Raw genomic sequence first — 16,073 nt, forward strand, 5'->3', positions numbered from 1 at the left:
GGCTTGGCGATCGCGCAAGGCGGAGTTGACGTGAATTCCTCTTGTGGGTAAGGGTTTCCGGCGAGCATGAGCCGATCTTGTTCGGTAGAATCGAACGCGTGAGCGATGGCGGTGAGTGCTTCGACGGCCACCTGAGCGATGAGCCCGGTGGCCGTCGGGTGCTGCCCGCGGGGTTTGCTGACCTGCCGGCGGGTCCTGGGTTGGCTGCCGCGGTGGCGGGGGTCGACGTGGCCGGGTGTAACGGGTTCGAGCTGGAGGAGTCGATCAAGGCACGGCGGCGGCTGATCTGCGGGCTGGAGGCCACCTGCCTGGCCGCGGTGAACGCGCTGGTCTACGCCGAGCCCGGCATGGTTGACGGCCCGGCCGGACGCAGTGTCACCCCGGATCCGATGACACCTGAGATCCTGGAGCCGTTGCTGGGGTGGACCGGCTACCGGGCGCACCAGTACGTGGCCCTGGCCGCCACACTGCCCCGCCTGCCGCGGGTACGTGAGGCGTTGGCCAGCGGGCAGCTGGAGCTCAACGATGTGCGGGTGATCGTGGACCGCATCACCGACGCCGAACCCGACCTGTGGGCCGCCATCGAGGACGCGATCTTCCCCAAAGTCCTGGAACTGCGTGGAGGACTACTACGGGCCAAGGTCGAGGCCGAGGTCGTCAAGGCAGACCCCGACGCCGCCGCCAAACGTCACCGCGCCGCCAGGTCCGGGCGGAACGTGGCGATCTGGCCCGCCGTCGACGGCGTCGCCGACCTCGCCATCCGCGGCCTGTCCGCAGACCAGGCCGCCGAAGCGTACGGCCACCTCGACGCCATCGCCCGCGCAGTCAAATCGTCCGGCGACACCCGCACCCTCAGCCAACTCCGCGCCGACGTCGCCGCCGCCCTACTCACCGGCACCGCCGACATCAAAGACTGCTCCATCCAAAGACAAGCCGACCAGACGCACGCCGACACCGAGCAGGAGCCGGACGAGCAGGCACAGGGTGAGACCAAGCAGGGGTGCTGTGCGGTTCACCGGTACCCCGACCACGACCTGCACAGCGCCGGATGTGACTGCGGCGACTGCGCTCCCGCCGGAACCGCAAACACCACCGCCCACTACACCCCCTGCCACTGCTCCACCGCCCACGACGCTGAAGCCCACGACGCCGCCGCGCGCGCCGCGGCCGCAGAGAATGCAACCGCTCGCACCATGGGGTCCAACACCTCCGGTCCCAACTCCGTTCTCCCCACCGCGGCTCAGATTCCGCGGCAGAACCGCAGACCCGACGAGCCGGCCGACTCACCGCCAGATGAAACGCCACCACCCCCGCAACCCGCATCACCTACACCGCCTTCGCCGCCCTGGTCCTCCTCACAGCCGAGCTGGGGGCCGATACGAACGCGCGCCAAAGTGCAGCTGAACATCCCGCTCACCACCCTGATAGGGCTGTCCGCCCAGCCCGGTGAGCTCGGCGGCTTCGGACCCGTCATCACCGAAGTCGCCCGCCGCATCGTCGCCAACCACCTCGACAACCCCGAAGCCAGATTCAGTGTCGGGGTCACCCACCCGGTCACCGGACGCCTACTCCACCTGCACCCCATACCGGCAAGATTCCTCCGCGGACTACAGGCAGAACTCGTCCACGCCCGCGACCAACGCTGCGCATGGACCACCTGCAGGAGACCCGCCGCCACCTGCCACCTCGACCACAACACCGAACACCAGGACGGCGGATCGACGTCCGTAGAGAACATCGCACCCCTGTGCCCACGCCACCACAAAGCCAAAACCGACCGCGACTGGAAACTCCACCAGACCGGACCCGGCGAACACACCCTCACCGACCCCCACGGCCGGCACTACCACAGCCGAACACCATCCCTCACCGACCCGGCCGTCGATGACCCAGCGGTCAGCGCCACAACGGGAACGGTCGACGATGACCTACCGCCGTTCTGAGGAGAGGCATGCCCGACGGCTGACTCGCCTAGGAGATGAAGTACTGCTCCGGCATCGTCGGCCCGGGACCGGGATACATCCACCCGTTGAGCAACGACTTCGGAACGTTGTGGAAGTTGTTGCGCACGATGGCGTAGCCCTTGGGCGGCAGCACGGTCCCGATCGCGTAGAACTGCTCCCTGGCGATCTTCAGGATCTGCATGAAGATCTCGTTCCGCCCGTCGGCGTCCGGCGTCGTCATCAGCTTGCGGTACAGCTCCATCTGCTGCAGCGCCGCGCTGGGTGGCTTCTGCTTCGGCGTGGTGTTGTTGAACCAGTTCGCCCAGGGGATCGCGTAGTTGGACTCGCCGCTGAACGGGAAGTACCACCGCGGATCGAGGATCGCGTCGGCGAGGCCGCCGTCACCACCCCACACGTTGGCGTCCTGGGAGTTCGCCGTCTTACGGTCGTACATCAGCGTACGGTCGATGCCGTTGACGCGGATGTTCACGCCGACCTCCTGCCAGTACTTCCGTACCAGCTCCATCCCGTCGGTCCACAGCGCCGACGGGACGGCGACGTCGACCTGGAACGAGATCGGCTTGCCGTCCGGGCCGAGCCGGACGCCGTTGGCGCCGCGCTTGTAGCCGGCCCGGTCGAGATGCTTGTTGGCCAGCGCGACGTCGTACTCCGTGTACTGCGTGGCGAGTTCCTCGTCGTGGTAGTCCGACTCGGGCCGTGACGCAGCCTGCCACGGTTGGCCCTGCCGCTGGAAGACCGCGCTGATCATCTCCTTGCGGTCGATGGCGTGTGACAGCCCGATCCGGAAGTCGCGGTTCTGGAAGACCTCACGCAGCGCGGCGTTCTTGTGAGCCAGGTTGAGCGCGATGATCAGGTTGTTCATCGAGCTGCCGGTCTCGGGTACGAAGTGGAACTCCCCCTTGTCCCGGCCGGCGGCGAGAACCGGCTTGTTCTGCGGGGTGTTGATCGTCCGCTCCTGCATGTCCAGCTCGCCGTTGACAGCCTTGAGGACCATCGTCTCCTCGTTGTTGATGACGTTGAAGACCACGCGGTCGATGTAGGGCAGCTGCGATCCCTCGGTGTCGACCTTCCAGTAGTACGGGTTGCGTTCGGCCACCATGCGCGAGCCGGTGCCGAGCGCGTCCTTGACGACCCAGCCGGTGATCCTCGGCAGCCCGACGTGGTTCCAGGGATCGGCCATCGCGCCGAACAGGTCTATCCAGTTGTCGAACTTCCGCTTCTTCGCGAGCGTGGCGACCTCGGGGTTGTACTTCTTGTGGAACTGCTCGAGGTAGTGGCGCGGCTTGTTGGTGAGCCCCTCGCCCGCGGGCTGGGCGATGTTCGCCAGGAAGAGCCCGTTGGGCGCGCTGAAGACGAACTTCACGGTGACGTCGTCGATCTTCTCCAGCCTGCCCGGCTTGCCGCCGGTGACCAGCCACGTCGGCGGCTGCGGGTTGAGCTCCTTGTTCATGAAGACGTCGTCGTAGGCGAAGACGATGTCGTCGGCGGTGAACGGCTTGCCGTCCGACCACTTCATGCCGGCCCGCAGCCGGAAGGTGAACTCCGCGCCCGTCGGGTCGGTCTCGACCGACTCGGCGATGTTGGGGATCGGCTTCGTCCAGCCCGGATCCCAGTTGACCAACTGCTCGTACCCCACGGTCCGGTACGCCCAGGCCGTGTCGCCCGGCCCCAGCAGTGCGGTCCGCCAGTCCCCGCCGTAGGTGCCGAGCTTCTCGACCGGTTTGATCACCCGTGGCTTCTTCGGCAGCCGCTGCCCGAGCGGAGGAAGGTTCCCCGCCTTCACCTGGGCGGCCAGGTCGGGTGCCTGCTTGCTCCGCGGGCCGCCACCGGCGCCGCCGCTCCTGCCGGCCTTGCCGGTGGGATCGGTGGACAGCAGGCTGCATCCCGACAGGGACAGCACCGTGACAGCGCCGCCTCCCCACGCCAGCAGGTCACGCCGGCTCATGCGCCGGGACTCGTCGTCGTACCGGATGCCCATGGCCACTCCCTGCTCTCGCGTCCGTCCTCGACACGTCGCCAGGACGGCCAACCGGGTCGACACGGTCGACATTCTGGGAATGCGCTTACCAAGGGTTCACAAGATCGCACACGGCGCTGTCGGCCGCCACGGACCGACTCCGAAGCGTCCTGCTCCGGTCACCCGTTCGGTCCCGGGTTCGGTGCGCCCGGGCGAGCCGGAAGAGCGGTGTCGGTGGCGGCGGATAGCCTGCGGGCGTGGAAGAAGACCGTGGCACCCGCGCGCCGCGGCCGGGCCGGGGCACGCCCCGGGCGTACGACCTGTACACCGGCGACGTCGCCCGCGCCTACGCGCGCTGGCCTACCCCGACGACGATCATCAGCGACGGCGCCTACGGCGTACGCGGGTTCCACGGCGACACGACCGGCCCCGAAGGACTCGTCGAGTGGTACCGCCCGCACGTGCAGGCCTGGTCGGCGGCCGCACATCCGTCCACCACGCTGTGGGTGTGGAACACCGAGGTGGGCTGGGCAACCATCCACCCGCTGCTGGTCGAGCACGGCTGGGAGTACGTCCAGACCATCACCTGGGACAAGGGGATCGCCCACGTCGCCGGCAACGTCAACGGCAAGACGATCCGCAGGTTTCCGGTGGTGTCGGAGGTCTGCGTGCTCTACCAGCGCAGGTTCGCGATCGACACCCCCGACGGCCCGATGCCGGTGCGCCGATGGCTGCGGCACGAGTGGGTGCGCAGCGGCCTGCCGCTCTACCGTGCCAACGAGGCCTGTGGCGTACGCAACGCCGCCACGCGCAAGTACCTCACCCAGGACTGGCTGTGGTACTGGCCGCCCGGTGAGATGTTCGAGAAGCTCGCGACGTACGCCAACGAGCGCGGCGCCCGCACCGGCTGGCCCTACTTCAGCCTCGACGGCGAGACCGTCGTCACCGCGAAGGAGTGGGACGGCCTGCGTTACCGCTGGAACCACCAGCACGGCCTCACCAACATCTGGCACCGCGGGCCGCTGCACGACGACGAGCGCCTCAAGGGGACGCTGCGCCGGGCCGCCCCGCGCGTCTACAAGCCCACCGCGGGCAGTTCCGCCCATCTCAACCAGAAGCCGCTGGAGTTCATGGAGCGGCTGGTCCGGGCGGTGACCGAGCCTGGTGACGTGGTGTGGGAGCCGTTCGGGGGGCTGGCGTCCGGCTCGGTCGCGGCGGTCGCCCTGGGCCGGCGCGCCTACGTGGCCGAACGCGACAAGGGCTTCGCGAAGCTCGCCCGGGAGCGGCTCCGGGTCGCCGACGCCACCGCCGACCCGGCCGCGGAGGAGGCCGCCGTACCCGCCGAACACCACCGCAGAGCAGCCACACAGGAGGCACCGTGACCGCCGGACCCCCCGCACCCGGCACGCACCGTGGCGCCGGTGATCGGACGGGCGGGCTCGGGGCAGGCGGCGACCCCGACGTGGAGGCCGCCGCGGAGGCGGACGGGCTGTTCGCCGCCGAGCCGGAGATACTCGGGCCGGGCGCGCCCGCCGAGCCCGATCTCGACCCCGACGACCCGCTGACCCACCTGCAGGCCAGGTTGCGCACCCTGCTGCTCGGGCTGCCGGCCTACTTCGAGTTCAGCAACCACGTCGCCGGCGTCAACGCCACCGACCTGCACAGCCTCAACACCCTGCTGGGCACTTCCATCGAGGGCCAGGTGGTGAAGGCGCTCAATCAGCAGCGTCCGCTGTGGGACCCGGACAACGACTGGCTGGGGTACACCTTCGAACGCCAGTCCCAGCGGTTTCCAGACGTACGCCTGGTCCGCAAGGGCTCGGCAGGCGGGCCCACGATCGCACTCGGCATCGAGCTGAAGGGCTGGTTCCTGCTGGCCAAGGAGGGCGAGCCGAGCTTCCGCTTCACCACCACGGCGGGCGCCTGCGCAGACCACGACCTGCTGGTCGTCGTGCCGTGGTACCTCGACAACGTCCTGTCCGGCTCCCCCGTGGCCGCGCAGCCCTACGTCGCGTCCGCGCGCTGGGCCGCCGACTACCGCACCTACTACTGGCAGCACGCACGCGACGCCGCGCGCGGCACCGACCGCGCGATCCACCATCCCCCCGACGCGCGGCCCTACCCCGCCCGGGACGCCCAGATCGCCGACGTGCCCGCCTACGACGGCGGGAAGAACTTCGGCCGGGTCGCCCGGGTGCGGGGAATGATGGACGAGTTCATCCGAGCCTCGCACGAGCTGGAGGTGCTCGGCATCCGGATCCAGGACTGGTACCGCTTCCTGCGCATCCACAGCGACCAGGCCGACCCCGACCAGGTGTCGGAGCTGGTCCAACGCGACCTGCGCCGGACGCTGCGCGGGCGATCGGCCGCCGCGGCGGCGGAGGCGGTGCGAGCCGTCCGCACCCTCGGCGACGTGTTCGGCTCCCGCTAGGCGCCGGCACAGCCTCATCCGGTGATCCGGGTGTAGACCTCGCCGCCCGTTCCGGATCGGCGTTCCGTGGCCGAGAGTGGGCGGAGAGTGGGGCGGCTCACACGGGGAGCAGGTTGATCACATACCTGGCTGGGGTATGGTGGAGAACGCGCGACGAGATACCCCTTGGGGGTAGCAGGGAGACTGTCATGGCCAGCACGCCACCGTCCCGCCGGTCCAGGCCCGGCAAGTCCAGCGACGCGGACGTACACCCCGTTACGGACACAACGGATGCGGCGGACGTCATCGCCGCCGACGTCCCGACTCCCAGCCCGCACGCAGGTCACCGGCCGCCGGGTTACCTCGACCAGAAGGACGCGCACCTCAAGCGGCTGCGCCGGATCGAGGGCCAGATCCGCGGCCTGCAGCGCCAGGTGGAGAACGACACGTACTGCATCGACGTTCTCACCCAGGTGTCGGCCGCGACCCGGGCGCTGGAGTCGTTCGCGCTCGGACTGCTGGACGAACATCTCGCCCACTGCGTGAGCGAGGCGCTGTCCAGCGGCGACCAGGACGCGCAGGCCAAGGTCAAGGAGGCCTCGGCCGCCATCGCCCGCCTCGTCCGTTCCTGAACCAGGCTCAAACCCCGTACACAAACCTCCGTACACACCCGCATCCCGAACCCAGAACGCAGAAGGAGACTCCTGTGGCGCTCACCTCGACCTACACCGTGTCCGGCATGACCTGCGAGCACTGCGTGGCAGCCGTCACCAGTGAACTCAAGGCCGTCGACGGTGTCTCCGACGTCTCGGTCGACCTCGTGCCCGGCGGGAACTCCACCGTCAGCGTGACCAGCAGCACCGAGGTGTCGCCCGAGGCCGTCGCCGAGGCCCTGGACGAGGCGGGAGACTACCGCCTCGTCACCTCGTGAGCACGGGCGCGCCGGTCACGACCGGCGCACCCGCCCCCGACGCGGCCCGCGAGCCGGGGACCCGCGACGTCGAACTTCTCATCGGCGGGATGACCTGCGCCTCCTGCGCCGCCCGGGTGGAGAAGAAGCTGAACAAGCTGGACGGCGTGGTGGCCACGGTCAACTACGCCACCGAGAAGGCGAAGGTCAGCGCACCTGAGACGGTGACCACCGATGATCTGGTCGGAGTCGTCGAGGCCACCGGCTACACCGCAACCCTGCCTGTCCCGCCCGCGCCGTCGCCGGCCGCCGGCGACGGCGCGGCGACCGGGGCCGGCTCCCCCACGGCGTCACCGGCCGAGGCAGACCCGACCCGGGCCCTGCGTACCCGCCTGCTGACCAGCGCGGCCCTCGCCCTTCCGGTGGTCGTGCTCGGGATGGTGCCGCCGCTGCAGTTCACCAACTGGCAGTGGCTGGCGCTCGCCCTCGCCTCGCCCGTGGCGGTGTGGGGGGCGTGGCCGTTCCACAAGGCGGCCTGGACCAACCTGCGGCACGGCGCGGCGACGATGGACACGCTGATCTCGCTGGGCGTGGGCGCTGCCTACCTCTGGTCGCTGTACGCGCTGTTCCTCGGTACGGCCGGCACCCCCGGCATGCGGATGGAGTTCTCGCTGCTGCCCCGGCAGGGGTCCGGCGCGGACGAGATCTACCTCGAGGTTGCCGCGGCGGTGACGACGTTCATCCTCGCCGGCCGGTACGCCGAGGCGCGGGCGAAAAGGCGTTCCGGCGCCGCGCTGCGGGCGTTGCTCGAGCTCGGCGCCAAGGAGGTCACGGTCGTACGGGACGGGGTGGAGACCCGGATCCCGGTCGACCGGCTCGGTGTCGGCGACACGTTCGTCGTACGCCCCGGCGAGAAGGTCGCCACCGACGGCGTGGTCGTGGACGGTGCCTCCGCGGTGGATGCGTCCATGCTCACCGGCGAGTCGGTTCCGGTCGACGTGCGCCCCGGCGACAACGTCGTCGGAGCCACCGTGAACGCCGGCGGCCGGCTGGTCGTACGCGCCACCCGCGTGGGATCCGACACCCAGCTCGCCCAGCTCGCCCGGCTCGTCGAGGACGCGCAGAACGGCAAAGCCCGCGTCCAACGGCTCGCCGACCGGGTGTCCGGCATCTTCGTCCCGGTGGTGATCGTGCTCGCGGTCGCGACGTTCGGGCTGTGGCTCGGCGCCGGCGGCGGGGTGACCGCGGCCTTCACGGCGGCGGTCGCGGTCCTCATCATCGCCTGCCCCTGCGCACTCGGACTGGCAACCCCCACCGCGCTGATGGTGGGCACCGGCCGCGGCGCACAGCTCGGCATCGTGATCAAGGGTCCGCAGGTGCTCGAGTCGACCCGCCGGGTGGACACCATCGTGCTGGACAAGACGGGCACGGTGACGACCGGGCAGATGAGCCTGGCCGACGTGCTCCCCGCCTCACCGACCACCGAGCACGAACTACTGCGGCTGGCGGCCGCGGTCGAGCACGCCTCCGAACACCCGATCGCCCAGGCGGTGGTCACCGGCGCCCGCGAACGCGGCACCGAACCCGTCGCGGTGACCGACTTCCGCAACACCGAGGGACTCGGGGTGTCCGGCCGGGTCGACGGCATCGCAGGGGCCGGCGGGGCTGACGGCGCTGACGGCTCGTTCGTCCGGGCCGGCCGGCTGAGCTGGCTGCGCACCGAGGGAGTCGAGGAGCCGGCGGAGGAGTTGCGGGCAGGCGCGGAGCGGGCCGAGGCCTCCGGGCGTACGCCGATCTGGGTCGCCGTGGGAAACCGGGTCGCGGGTGTGCTGGTCGTCGCCGACACGGTCAAGCCGACCTCCGCTGCCGCGGTGGCGGACTTCCGGGCGCTGGGGCTGCGGCCGGTGCTGCTCACCGGCGACAACGCCCGCGCCGCCCGGGCGGTGGCGGCCGAGGTGGGGATCGCCGCCGACGACGTACGGGCGGAGGTGCTGCCCGCCGACAAGGTGGCAGCTGTCCGTGCCCTGCAGGAGTCCGGCGCGGTGGTCGCCATGGTCGGCGACGGCGTGAACGACGCGGCCGCGCTGGCGCAGGCCGACCTCGGGATCGCGATGGGCTCGGGCAGCGACGTCGCCATCGAGGCGTCCGACCTGACCCTAGCCCGCGGCGACCTGCGGGTGGCCGCGGACGCGATCCGGCTGTCGCGTTCGACGCTGCGCACGATCCAGGGCAACCTGTTCTGGGCGTTCGCGTACAACGTCGCCGCGCTGCCGCTGGCCGCGCTGGGGTTCCTCAACCCGCTGGTCGCGGGGGCGGCGATGGCGTTCAGCTCCGTGTTCGTGGTGACCAACAGCCTGCGGCTGCGCCGGTTCACGCCCAGGGCGAGCGCCTAGGGTCTGTCGAGGGGGCCGCCCCGCACGGCGAGGTCGGCGAGCTCGACCAGGAAGTCACCACAGGCCACCCACAGCGGGGCAGCCTCCTCGATCGGCCGGCCGTTCAGCGTGGTGCGGCCCTGGGCCACCACAGCGGGAATCGCCGGGGCCAGCCAGCCGTACTTCGCGGCGGCCCCGGCGGCGACCATCCGCCGAACCTCGGCCGGCTCCGCCGGCCCGTCCGATCCCGACCAGCCGGCCGCGGCCAGCCCGTCGGCGTACCCGGCCACCAGCGTCTCGAACAGCTCCGGCAGCTTCGACGGCGGCAGGTGGAAGTCGGTCACCGCGTCGACGACCAGGTTGCCGAGGTCCTCTCCCAGGGCGCCGACCCCTGCGAACGCCCAGTCGATCACCACGGTCCGCCCGGCCACGTCGAACAGGTTGCGCGGGTGGAAGTCGAGCTGGCACAGCGTGCGCGGCAGCCCGTCCACCACGTCGAGCAGCCGGTGGCGGGCCGCCCACAGCGCCTGGAACGCGGGCACCCGGTCGGCCGGGACGAGCCGCCGCACCAGTGGAGGCGACCAGACCCGCGGGTCGGTGGGATCGGCGTCCGCGGCACTCCGGGCGGCGCGGCGGTCGACGTACGTCCGCAGCCAGCCCCGGCTCATCCACGGGCGGTCCAGCACGGGTTCGCCGGCCAGGTGCTCGCGGGCCAGGTGTCCCTGCACCTGCCCGAGGTGTTCGGCCGCCTGCCGGTAGCGCGGCAGCGCCCAGGTCGACCCCTCGCAGCCGGCGACGTCCTCCATCCAGATCGCGAGCGTGCCGTCGGGACCGGGGACGACGCCGTAGCACGCCGGTGCACGCAGGTCGCCGGGCAGTGAGCCCAGCAGGCCGTCGGCGAACGCGTCCGCCTCCCGCCGCCAGTGGAACGGGTGCGCCGGGTCGTCCTCCGAACGCCACACCGACAGCCCGCCGTGCACGACGTGGCGGAGCACCTTGACCACGGCCGACCAGTCCGCTCCGCGCACCCGCCAGATGCCGACGGTGGCGATGCCGTCCACGGCGGGCCCGGCCAGCGGGTCGATCTCGGCCGCGCGGACCTCCTCGACCGTACGCTCCAGCGCGTCGGCCACCTGGGCCGAGACCTCGAACGGCACCTCACGTCCGGCAGTCGTCGGCTCCATGCGGACAAGTGTCCAGGAGGCCCTGACCGCACGGGAGACAGGTCAGTGCGTGTAGGGGCGGTGCAGCGCGCACTCGGGATTCAGCCGTACGCCGAACCCCGGAGTCTCCGGCACCCGCAGCCGCCCGCCCACCGGAACCGGCTCGTCCAGCAGCAGCGGGTGGAACATCGGCACCACCTCCGTGGCCTGCGGATGCATCATCAGGAACTCCGAGAACGGGCTGTTCCGCCGGGTGAGCACGAAGTGGTAGGAGTACACGCTCGAACCGTGCGGGATCACCGGGACGCCGTGCGCGTCGGCGAGGGCGCTGATCCGGGCGAGCTCGGTGATGCCGCCGCACCAGTTCACGTCCGGCTGGATCATGTCGGCGCAGCCCATCTCCAGCAGCAGGCGGAAGCCGAACCTCGTCCACTCGTGTTCGCCGGTGGTGACCCACATGCCCGTCGGCACCCGGCGCCGAAGCTCGGCGTAACCCCAGTAGTCGTCGGGCGGCAGCGCCTCCTCGATCCAGCGCAGGCCGAACTCCGCCGACCGCTGGGCGAGCCGGGTGGCGTAGTCGAGGTCGAGCGACATCCAGCAGTCCCAGCTGAGGAAGAAGTCCTCGCTCACCCGTTCGCGCATCGAGGCCAGCTTGTCGAGGTTGGCCCGTAGACCCTCAGGACCCTCGGCCGGCCCGTGCTGCAAGGGCAGCTTGCCTCCGACGAAGCCGAGCTTCTCCGCGATGTCGGGGCGAGCGCCGGTCGCGTAGAAGACGAGTTCGTCGCGGACGGGCCCGCCGAGCAGGGCGTAAACCGGTTCTTGACGGATCTTGCCCAGCAGGTCGTACATCGCGAGGTCCACGGCGCTGATGCAGTTGACCGCGATTCCCTTGCGGCCGTAGTACAGCGTCGAGGCGTACATCTGGTCCCAGATCTTCTCGATCGAGGTGACCGGGGCGCCCTCCACGAAGCGGGCAAGATGCTTCTCCACGATGTACGCCCCGGGTTCGCCGGCCGTCGTGGTCGCGAACCCGACCGTTCCGTCGTCGGCCTCCACCTCGACCACGAGGGTGCCGAGCACGTTGAGCCCGAACTTCTGCCGGCTGTCGCGATAGTCGGGGTAGTACGCCATCGGCGTGGCCACGTGGTCGTCGATCCAGTGCTGCTCTGCCTGGTCGTGGTAGTCCGCGCCACCGCCGCGCACGACGTACGCGCGGACCTCACGTACCTTCGGCATCGCCATCGCACTCACTCCCCTTCGTGCCAAGGGCGGACACGAGCCCTGGTCTCAGGTCACCTGTCGGCGTAGGTTATGCGCAGTTTCGGCTCGGTGAACCCGAGTTCACGTATCCGAACGATCGCGTCCGGAGGCGTACCCCGTGACCGACCCGACCACCGGCGCAGTGAAGTCGGCCGAACGCACCCTCGCGATTCTTGAGCTGCTCACCCGGCACGAGGAGCCGCTCACGTTCACCGCGATCGCGCAGACCCTGCGTTATCCGCGTTCCAGCCTGCACGGGCTGCTGCGGACGCTGGTGGAGCGGGGCTGGGCGGAGTTCGACGCCGACCAGCGCTGCTACTCCCTCGGCCTTCGCACGCTGGAGGCCGGCAACGCCTACACGCGCACGCTCGGGCTGGTCGAACGCGCACTGCCGTTGATGGAACGCATCAGGGACACCATCGACGAGACGGTCCAGCTGGCGGTGCTCGACGGAGTGCACAACGTCTACGTGGCCAAGGTCGACGGGCGCCAGACCCTCACCCTCGCGTCCGAAGTCGGCCGCCGGCTGCCCGCTCACGCCACCGGGGTCGGGAAGGTGCTGCTGGCCGGGCTTCCCCGCGACGACCTCGAGGCGCGCCTGCCCGCGGGTCCGCTGCCGTCGTTCACCCGGCACACGGTGACCGACAAGGCGAGGTTGCTCGGTCAGCTGCGCACCGTGGCCCGGCGCGGGTTCGCCGTGGACAACGAGGAGTACACCCTCGGCATCCGCTGTGTCGCCGTGCCGGTGTACGACGTCAGCCGGCGGACCGTCGCAGCGCTCAGCGTGTCCGTCCCGGCGATCCGGTGCACACCTGCCCACCGGGAGAACGCCCACCGGCTGCTGACCGAGGCGGCGCACCGGCTGTCGGCCGAGTTGGGCTACGAACGCCGGCACCGGGCCGGACCGACCCTTGAGGAGTGGTGACCGCCATGAGTGAGTTCCGCGTCGACGTGCTGCCCCTCGGCCGGGGTGACGTGCCCGGGCCGGAGCTGTTCTGGATGAGCGGCTGGGACGAGTGGCACACGCTGTTGTTCCAGTCTGTCCTGCTGCGCGGTGACGGTGTCACGGCGCTGGTCAACACCGGCCCGGCACGCGACCTCGAACCCATGAACGCCCACTGGGAGAAGGTGCTCGGCGCGCGTGCCCGGATGCGGCGCGAGCCCGGTGAGTTCGTCGTCGACCAGCTGGCGAGGTTCGGTCTCGCTCCCGAGGACGTCACCCACGTCGTCCTCACGCCGCTGCAGCTCTACACGGTGAGCAACGTCGCGTTGTTCACCAACGCACGGATCTGTGTCGCCGAACGCGGCTGGGTACACTTCCACACCACGCACGCGCACCCACACGACAACCGGGCGACATCCCTGCCCGACGACGTGCTCGTCCACCTGGTGACCGAGGCCTGGCCGCGGGTGCGGCTGCTCGCCGACGAGGACGAGCTCGCGCCCGGCCTGCGCACGTGGTGGAGCGGCGTACACCACCGTGCATCGGTCGTGGTGGAGGCGGACACCCCGCGTGGTGTGGTGGCGATCTCGGACAGCTTCTTCGTGCTGGACAATGTGGAGAAGAACATCCCGATCGGGATCAACGAGAACATGTACGAGGCGATCGCCGCCTACGAGCGGGTACGCCGCACCGCCGACGTGATCGTGCCGCTGTACGACCCCCGTAACCTCGAACGCTTCGCCGGCGGGAGGGTCGCATGAGCGGCGGTACGAGCGGCGGTACGAGCGGCGGTACGGAAACCCGCACGGTGCTGGTGACCGGCGCCGCCCGGGGCATCGGCCGGGCGACCGCGGCGAGGTTCGGCCGCGAGGGTGCCCGGGTCGTCGTCAACCACCCACCGGGCGAACGCGAGCACGCCGAGCAGACGGCCGCGCTGGTCCGCGAGGCGGGCGGTAGGCCGCTGCTGGTGGAGGCCGACGTCGCCGACCCGAAGGCGGTGGCGAGGATGGCCGAGGCCGTGCACGCCGAATGGGGCCCGCTGGACGTGCTGGTCAACAACGCCGGCATCTGCCCGTTCGCCGACTTCTTCGACATCGACGTGGATCTGTGGGACCGCGTGCAGCACGTCAACCTGCGTGGGGCGTTCCTGGTGACCCAGGCGTTCACCAGGGCGATGGTCGAGGCCGGACGTGGCGGCCGGGTGCTGTCGGTGTCGTCCATCTCGGCCTGGGTCGGCGGCTCCCAGCAGGTGCACTACTGCACCACCAAGGCCGGGATCAGCTCGCTGATGAAGAGCCTCGCGATCGTGCTCGGCCCGCACGGCATCACCTGCAACGCCGTGCTGCCCGGCGCGATCGCCACCGACATCAACAAGGACGACTGGAGCGACGGGACGAAGGTCGACTACTTCCGCTCGCGCATCCCGGCCGGGCGGATGGGTGAGCCAGCCGACGTCGCCGGGGTGCTGTGGCTGCTGTCCCAGCCGGAGTCGGCGTACATGAACGGTTCCGACGTGCTGGTGGACGGCGGTATGTTCGTCAACCTGCAGTAGCGGGCGTGACGGGACGGGGCGGGCGGGGAGGCGGGCGTGAGCGACATCGTGGTCGAGGAGGCGTCGGCGCGGGACGAGGCGCGCTGGCACGCCGACTGGCTGGAGCGCCGCGGGGAACAGTGGCGCCGGCAGGGCCTGGTGGACGCCGACGTCGCGGGCCACGTGGACCGCCTGGACCGGATGCGGGCCGACACCGCGCTGCATCCGGTGTGGACGCTGCGGGCAACGGGGCCGAGCGGCGACGCGGAGACCGTGGGGTACGTCGCGGCGGGAGGCCGGACGGACCCGGCCGGCCGGCGGGCGCTCCTCTACGACATCTGGGTACGTCCGGACCTCCGCCGCCGGGGAATCGCCTCCGCGGCCCGCGCGCACGTCGAGGACTGGGCTCGGGCCAACGACCTGCCCCGGGTGGGGACAACCATCGACCCGAACGACCCCGCCCAGGCCGCGTTGTTCGGCTCGTACACCGTCACCGCCCAGCACATGCAGCGGACACTGGACGAGCCGCCCGACCTCCCCGAGGGCCTGGTCGGCCGGGCGATGACGGAGGCGGAGTTTCCGGCGTGGCGGGAGCAGGATGTCGCCGGCTACGCCGACGAGATCGCCGTCGGGCGGGCGCTGTCCCCCGAGGAGGCGCTGGCCCAGGCCAACGCGGAGTTCGACGAACTGCTGCCGGACGGGCCGGCCACCGCGCAGCACAGCATCTGGGTGCTCGAGACCGGTGACGAGCCGCCCGGGAGGACGTACTCCGCCGTGATCTGGCTCCGGCACCACCTCGAGGCCGGCAGGGCGTTCGTCTTCGGCGTCTCGGTCGTGCCCGAACGCCGGGGCCGCGGCCTGGGCCGAGCGGTGATGCGGCTCGGCGAACGGGCGGTGCTCGCCGCGGGCGACTCGGTGCTGGCGCTGAACGTCTTCGGTCCGAACACCCCGGCGATCAACCTCTACACCAGCCTGGGCTATCACGTCACCGACCAGTCCCGCGTCCGGGAGCTCACCACCTGACCTCGGGTCAGGGCGGCGGCGAAGTCAGGCCACGCAGAAGTCAGGCCACGCAGAACTCGTTGCCTTCGGGGTCGGCGAGCACGATCCAGCGGGACCCGCCCTCCTCGTGACCCTCCCCCAGCCGGGTGGCGCCGAGGCCGCACAGCCGCTCCGCCTCCGCATCCACCCTGTCCGCCCCGACGTGCAGGTCGAGGTGCAGGCGGTTCTTGCCCTGCTTGGGTTCGGGAACGGTCTGGAAGAGGATCCGGCCGCCCTGCCCCACGCCGGTCTCGGCGTTGACCGGATGCTCGGGATCGCGGATCCCTGCGGCGGTCCGCCAGGCCAACCGCCCGTCGACCTCGACCAGGTGGTCACGGATCGGCGCGCCCTCGGCCAGCAGCGAATCGATCAGTGGCGAGTGGTCCTCGACGACGTAGTCGAGCGCCTGCGCCCAGAAACGCGCCAGCAGGTGAGGATCGGAGCAGTCGATGCACACCTTGTATCTTACGGCCATGCGCCGACCGTAGGACCCACCACCGACAGGCGCCGGCGTCCGCGTGA

Annotated in this window: 14 protein-coding genes; 10 read left to right on the forward strand and 4 right to left on the reverse strand. The window is 70.8% G+C overall.

Going from position 1 to position 16,073, the window contains the following annotated elements; genetic code table 11:
- Positions 1-98 precede the first annotated feature (98 nt).
- Positions 99-1,943, forward strand: a complete 1,845-nt coding sequence (locus tag BLU27_RS28260; protein ID WP_241827689.1) for an HNH endonuclease — start codon at positions 99-101, stop codon at positions 1,941-1,943.
- A gap of 28 nt (positions 1,944-1,971) precedes the next feature.
- Here the strand turns inward: BLU27_RS28260 and BLU27_RS28265 are convergent, their stop codons facing one another.
- Positions 1,972-3,942 carry an ABC transporter substrate-binding protein gene (locus BLU27_RS28265; protein WP_157728846.1) on the reverse strand — a complete coding sequence of 657 codons (1,971 nt, stop codon included), beginning with the start codon at positions 3,940-3,942 and terminating at the stop codon, positions 1,972-1,974.
- Positions 3,943-4,178: 236 nt separating this feature from the next.
- Between BLU27_RS28265 and BLU27_RS28270 the strand changes: the two genes are divergently transcribed.
- The 5 genes from BLU27_RS28270 to BLU27_RS28290 all read left to right on the forward strand — a co-directional run bounded on the left by BLU27_RS28270 (position 4,179) and on the right by BLU27_RS28290 (position 9,634).
- Entirely contained in the window at positions 4,179-5,303 is a 1,125-nt protein-coding gene (locus tag BLU27_RS28270) for a DNA methyltransferase (protein WP_092656820.1), read from the forward strand.
- Complete coding sequence (locus BLU27_RS28275; RefSeq protein ID WP_092656822.1) at positions 5,300-6,352, forward strand: hypothetical protein; 1,053 nt, start codon at positions 5,300-5,302, stop codon at positions 6,350-6,352. Before BLU27_RS28270 ends, BLU27_RS28275 begins: the two co-directional genes overlap by 4 nt.
- A gap of 284 nt (positions 6,353-6,636) precedes the next feature.
- Positions 6,637-6,963: a metal-sensitive transcriptional regulator gene (locus tag BLU27_RS30715; protein WP_277869320.1), complete on the forward strand. Its 327-nt coding sequence runs from the start codon at positions 6,637-6,639 to the stop codon at positions 6,961-6,963.
- A gap of 74 nt (positions 6,964-7,037) precedes the next feature.
- Positions 7,038-7,262 (forward strand): heavy-metal-associated domain-containing protein, encoded by a 225-nt coding sequence (locus tag BLU27_RS28285; RefSeq protein WP_092656826.1) that lies wholly within the window; start codon positions 7,038-7,040, stop codon positions 7,260-7,262.
- Positions 7,263-7,351: 89 nt separating this feature from the next.
- Positions 7,352-9,634 carry a heavy metal translocating P-type ATPase gene (locus tag BLU27_RS28290; RefSeq protein ID WP_092658454.1) on the forward strand — a complete coding sequence of 761 codons (2,283 nt, stop codon included), beginning with the start codon at positions 7,352-7,354 and terminating at the stop codon, positions 9,632-9,634.
- Here the strand turns inward: BLU27_RS28290 and BLU27_RS28295 are convergent.
- The gene (locus tag BLU27_RS28295) at positions 9,631-10,797 is read right to left on the reverse strand and encodes a phosphotransferase (RefSeq protein ID WP_092656828.1); all 1,167 of its coding nucleotides are present in this window, start codon (positions 10,795-10,797) and stop codon (positions 9,631-9,633) included. The two genes, BLU27_RS28290 and BLU27_RS28295, sit on opposite strands and share 4 nt — an antisense overlap.
- Before the next feature lie 42 nt (positions 10,798-10,839).
- A complete protein-coding gene (gene rhmD / locus BLU27_RS28300) occupies positions 10,840-12,018 on the reverse strand; it encodes an L-rhamnonate dehydratase (RefSeq protein WP_092656829.1) in 1,179 nt (392 codons plus the stop codon).
- 136 nt (positions 12,019-12,154) lie between these two features.
- On the opposite strand from rhmD, the gene BLU27_RS28305 reads away from it, so the two are divergent.
- Genes BLU27_RS28305 through BLU27_RS28320 form a run of 4 tightly spaced genes read left to right on the forward strand, consistent with a single transcriptional unit; the run spans position 12,155 to position 15,533 of the window.
- Positions 12,155-12,961: an IclR family transcriptional regulator gene (locus tag BLU27_RS28305; RefSeq protein WP_092656831.1), complete on the forward strand. Its 807-nt coding sequence runs from the start codon at positions 12,155-12,157 to the stop codon at positions 12,959-12,961.
- 5 nt (positions 12,962-12,966) lie between these two features.
- Positions 12,967-13,740, forward strand: coding sequence for an MBL fold metallo-hydrolase (locus tag BLU27_RS28310; protein WP_092658456.1), 774 nt, complete (start codon positions 12,967-12,969; stop codon positions 13,738-13,740).
- Positions 13,737-14,531, forward strand: coding sequence for an SDR family NAD(P)-dependent oxidoreductase (locus BLU27_RS28315; RefSeq protein WP_092656833.1), 795 nt, complete (start codon positions 13,737-13,739; stop codon positions 14,529-14,531). Before BLU27_RS28310 ends, BLU27_RS28315 begins: the two co-directional genes overlap by 4 nt.
- Before the next feature lie 36 nt (positions 14,532-14,567).
- Positions 14,568-15,533 carry a GNAT family N-acetyltransferase gene (locus BLU27_RS28320; RefSeq protein WP_092656835.1) on the forward strand — a complete coding sequence of 322 codons (966 nt, stop codon included), beginning with the start codon at positions 14,568-14,570 and terminating at the stop codon, positions 15,531-15,533.
- Positions 15,534-15,573: 40 nt separating this feature from the next.
- Here BLU27_RS28320 and BLU27_RS28325 read toward each other — a convergent pair whose 3' ends face one another.
- Entirely contained in the window at positions 15,574-16,026 is a 453-nt protein-coding gene (locus BLU27_RS28325) for a VOC family protein (protein WP_092656837.1), read from the reverse strand.
- Positions 16,027-16,073 lie beyond the last annotated feature (47 nt).

Origin of the sequence: Actinopolymorpha singaporensis (assembly GCF_900104745.1) — a bacterium.
Taxonomy (GTDB): Bacteria; Actinomycetota; Actinomycetes; order Propionibacteriales; family Actinopolymorphaceae; genus Actinopolymorpha; species Actinopolymorpha singaporensis.

Excerpts from the sequence above, each read along its gene's own strand:
- BLU27_RS28290 (WP_092658454.1), top strand. The coding sequence starts at position 7,352 with ATGACCTGCGCCTCCTGCGCCGCCCGGGTGGAGAAGAAGCTGAACAAG.
- BLU27_RS28295 (WP_092656828.1), bottom strand. The coding sequence starts at position 10,797 with ATGGAGCCGACGACTGCCGGACGTGAGGTGCCGTTCGAGGTCTCGGCC.
- BLU27_RS28315 (WP_092656833.1), top strand. The coding sequence starts at position 13,737 with ATGAGCGGCGGTACGAGCGGCGGTACGAGCGGCGGTACGGAAACCCGC.
- BLU27_RS28310 (WP_092658456.1), top strand. The coding sequence starts at position 12,967 with ATGAGTGAGTTCCGCGTCGACGTGCTGCCCCTCGGCCGGGGTGACGTG.
- rhmD (WP_092656829.1), bottom strand. The coding sequence starts at position 12,018 with ATGGCGATGCCGAAGGTACGTGAGGTCCGCGCGTACGTCGTGCGCGGC.
- BLU27_RS28325 (WP_092656837.1), bottom strand. The coding sequence starts at position 16,026 with ATGGCCGTAAGATACAAGGTGTGCATCGACTGCTCCGATCCTCACCTG.
- BLU27_RS28265 (WP_157728846.1), bottom strand. The coding sequence starts at position 3,942 with ATGGGCATCCGGTACGACGACGAGTCCCGGCGCATGAGCCGGCGTGAC.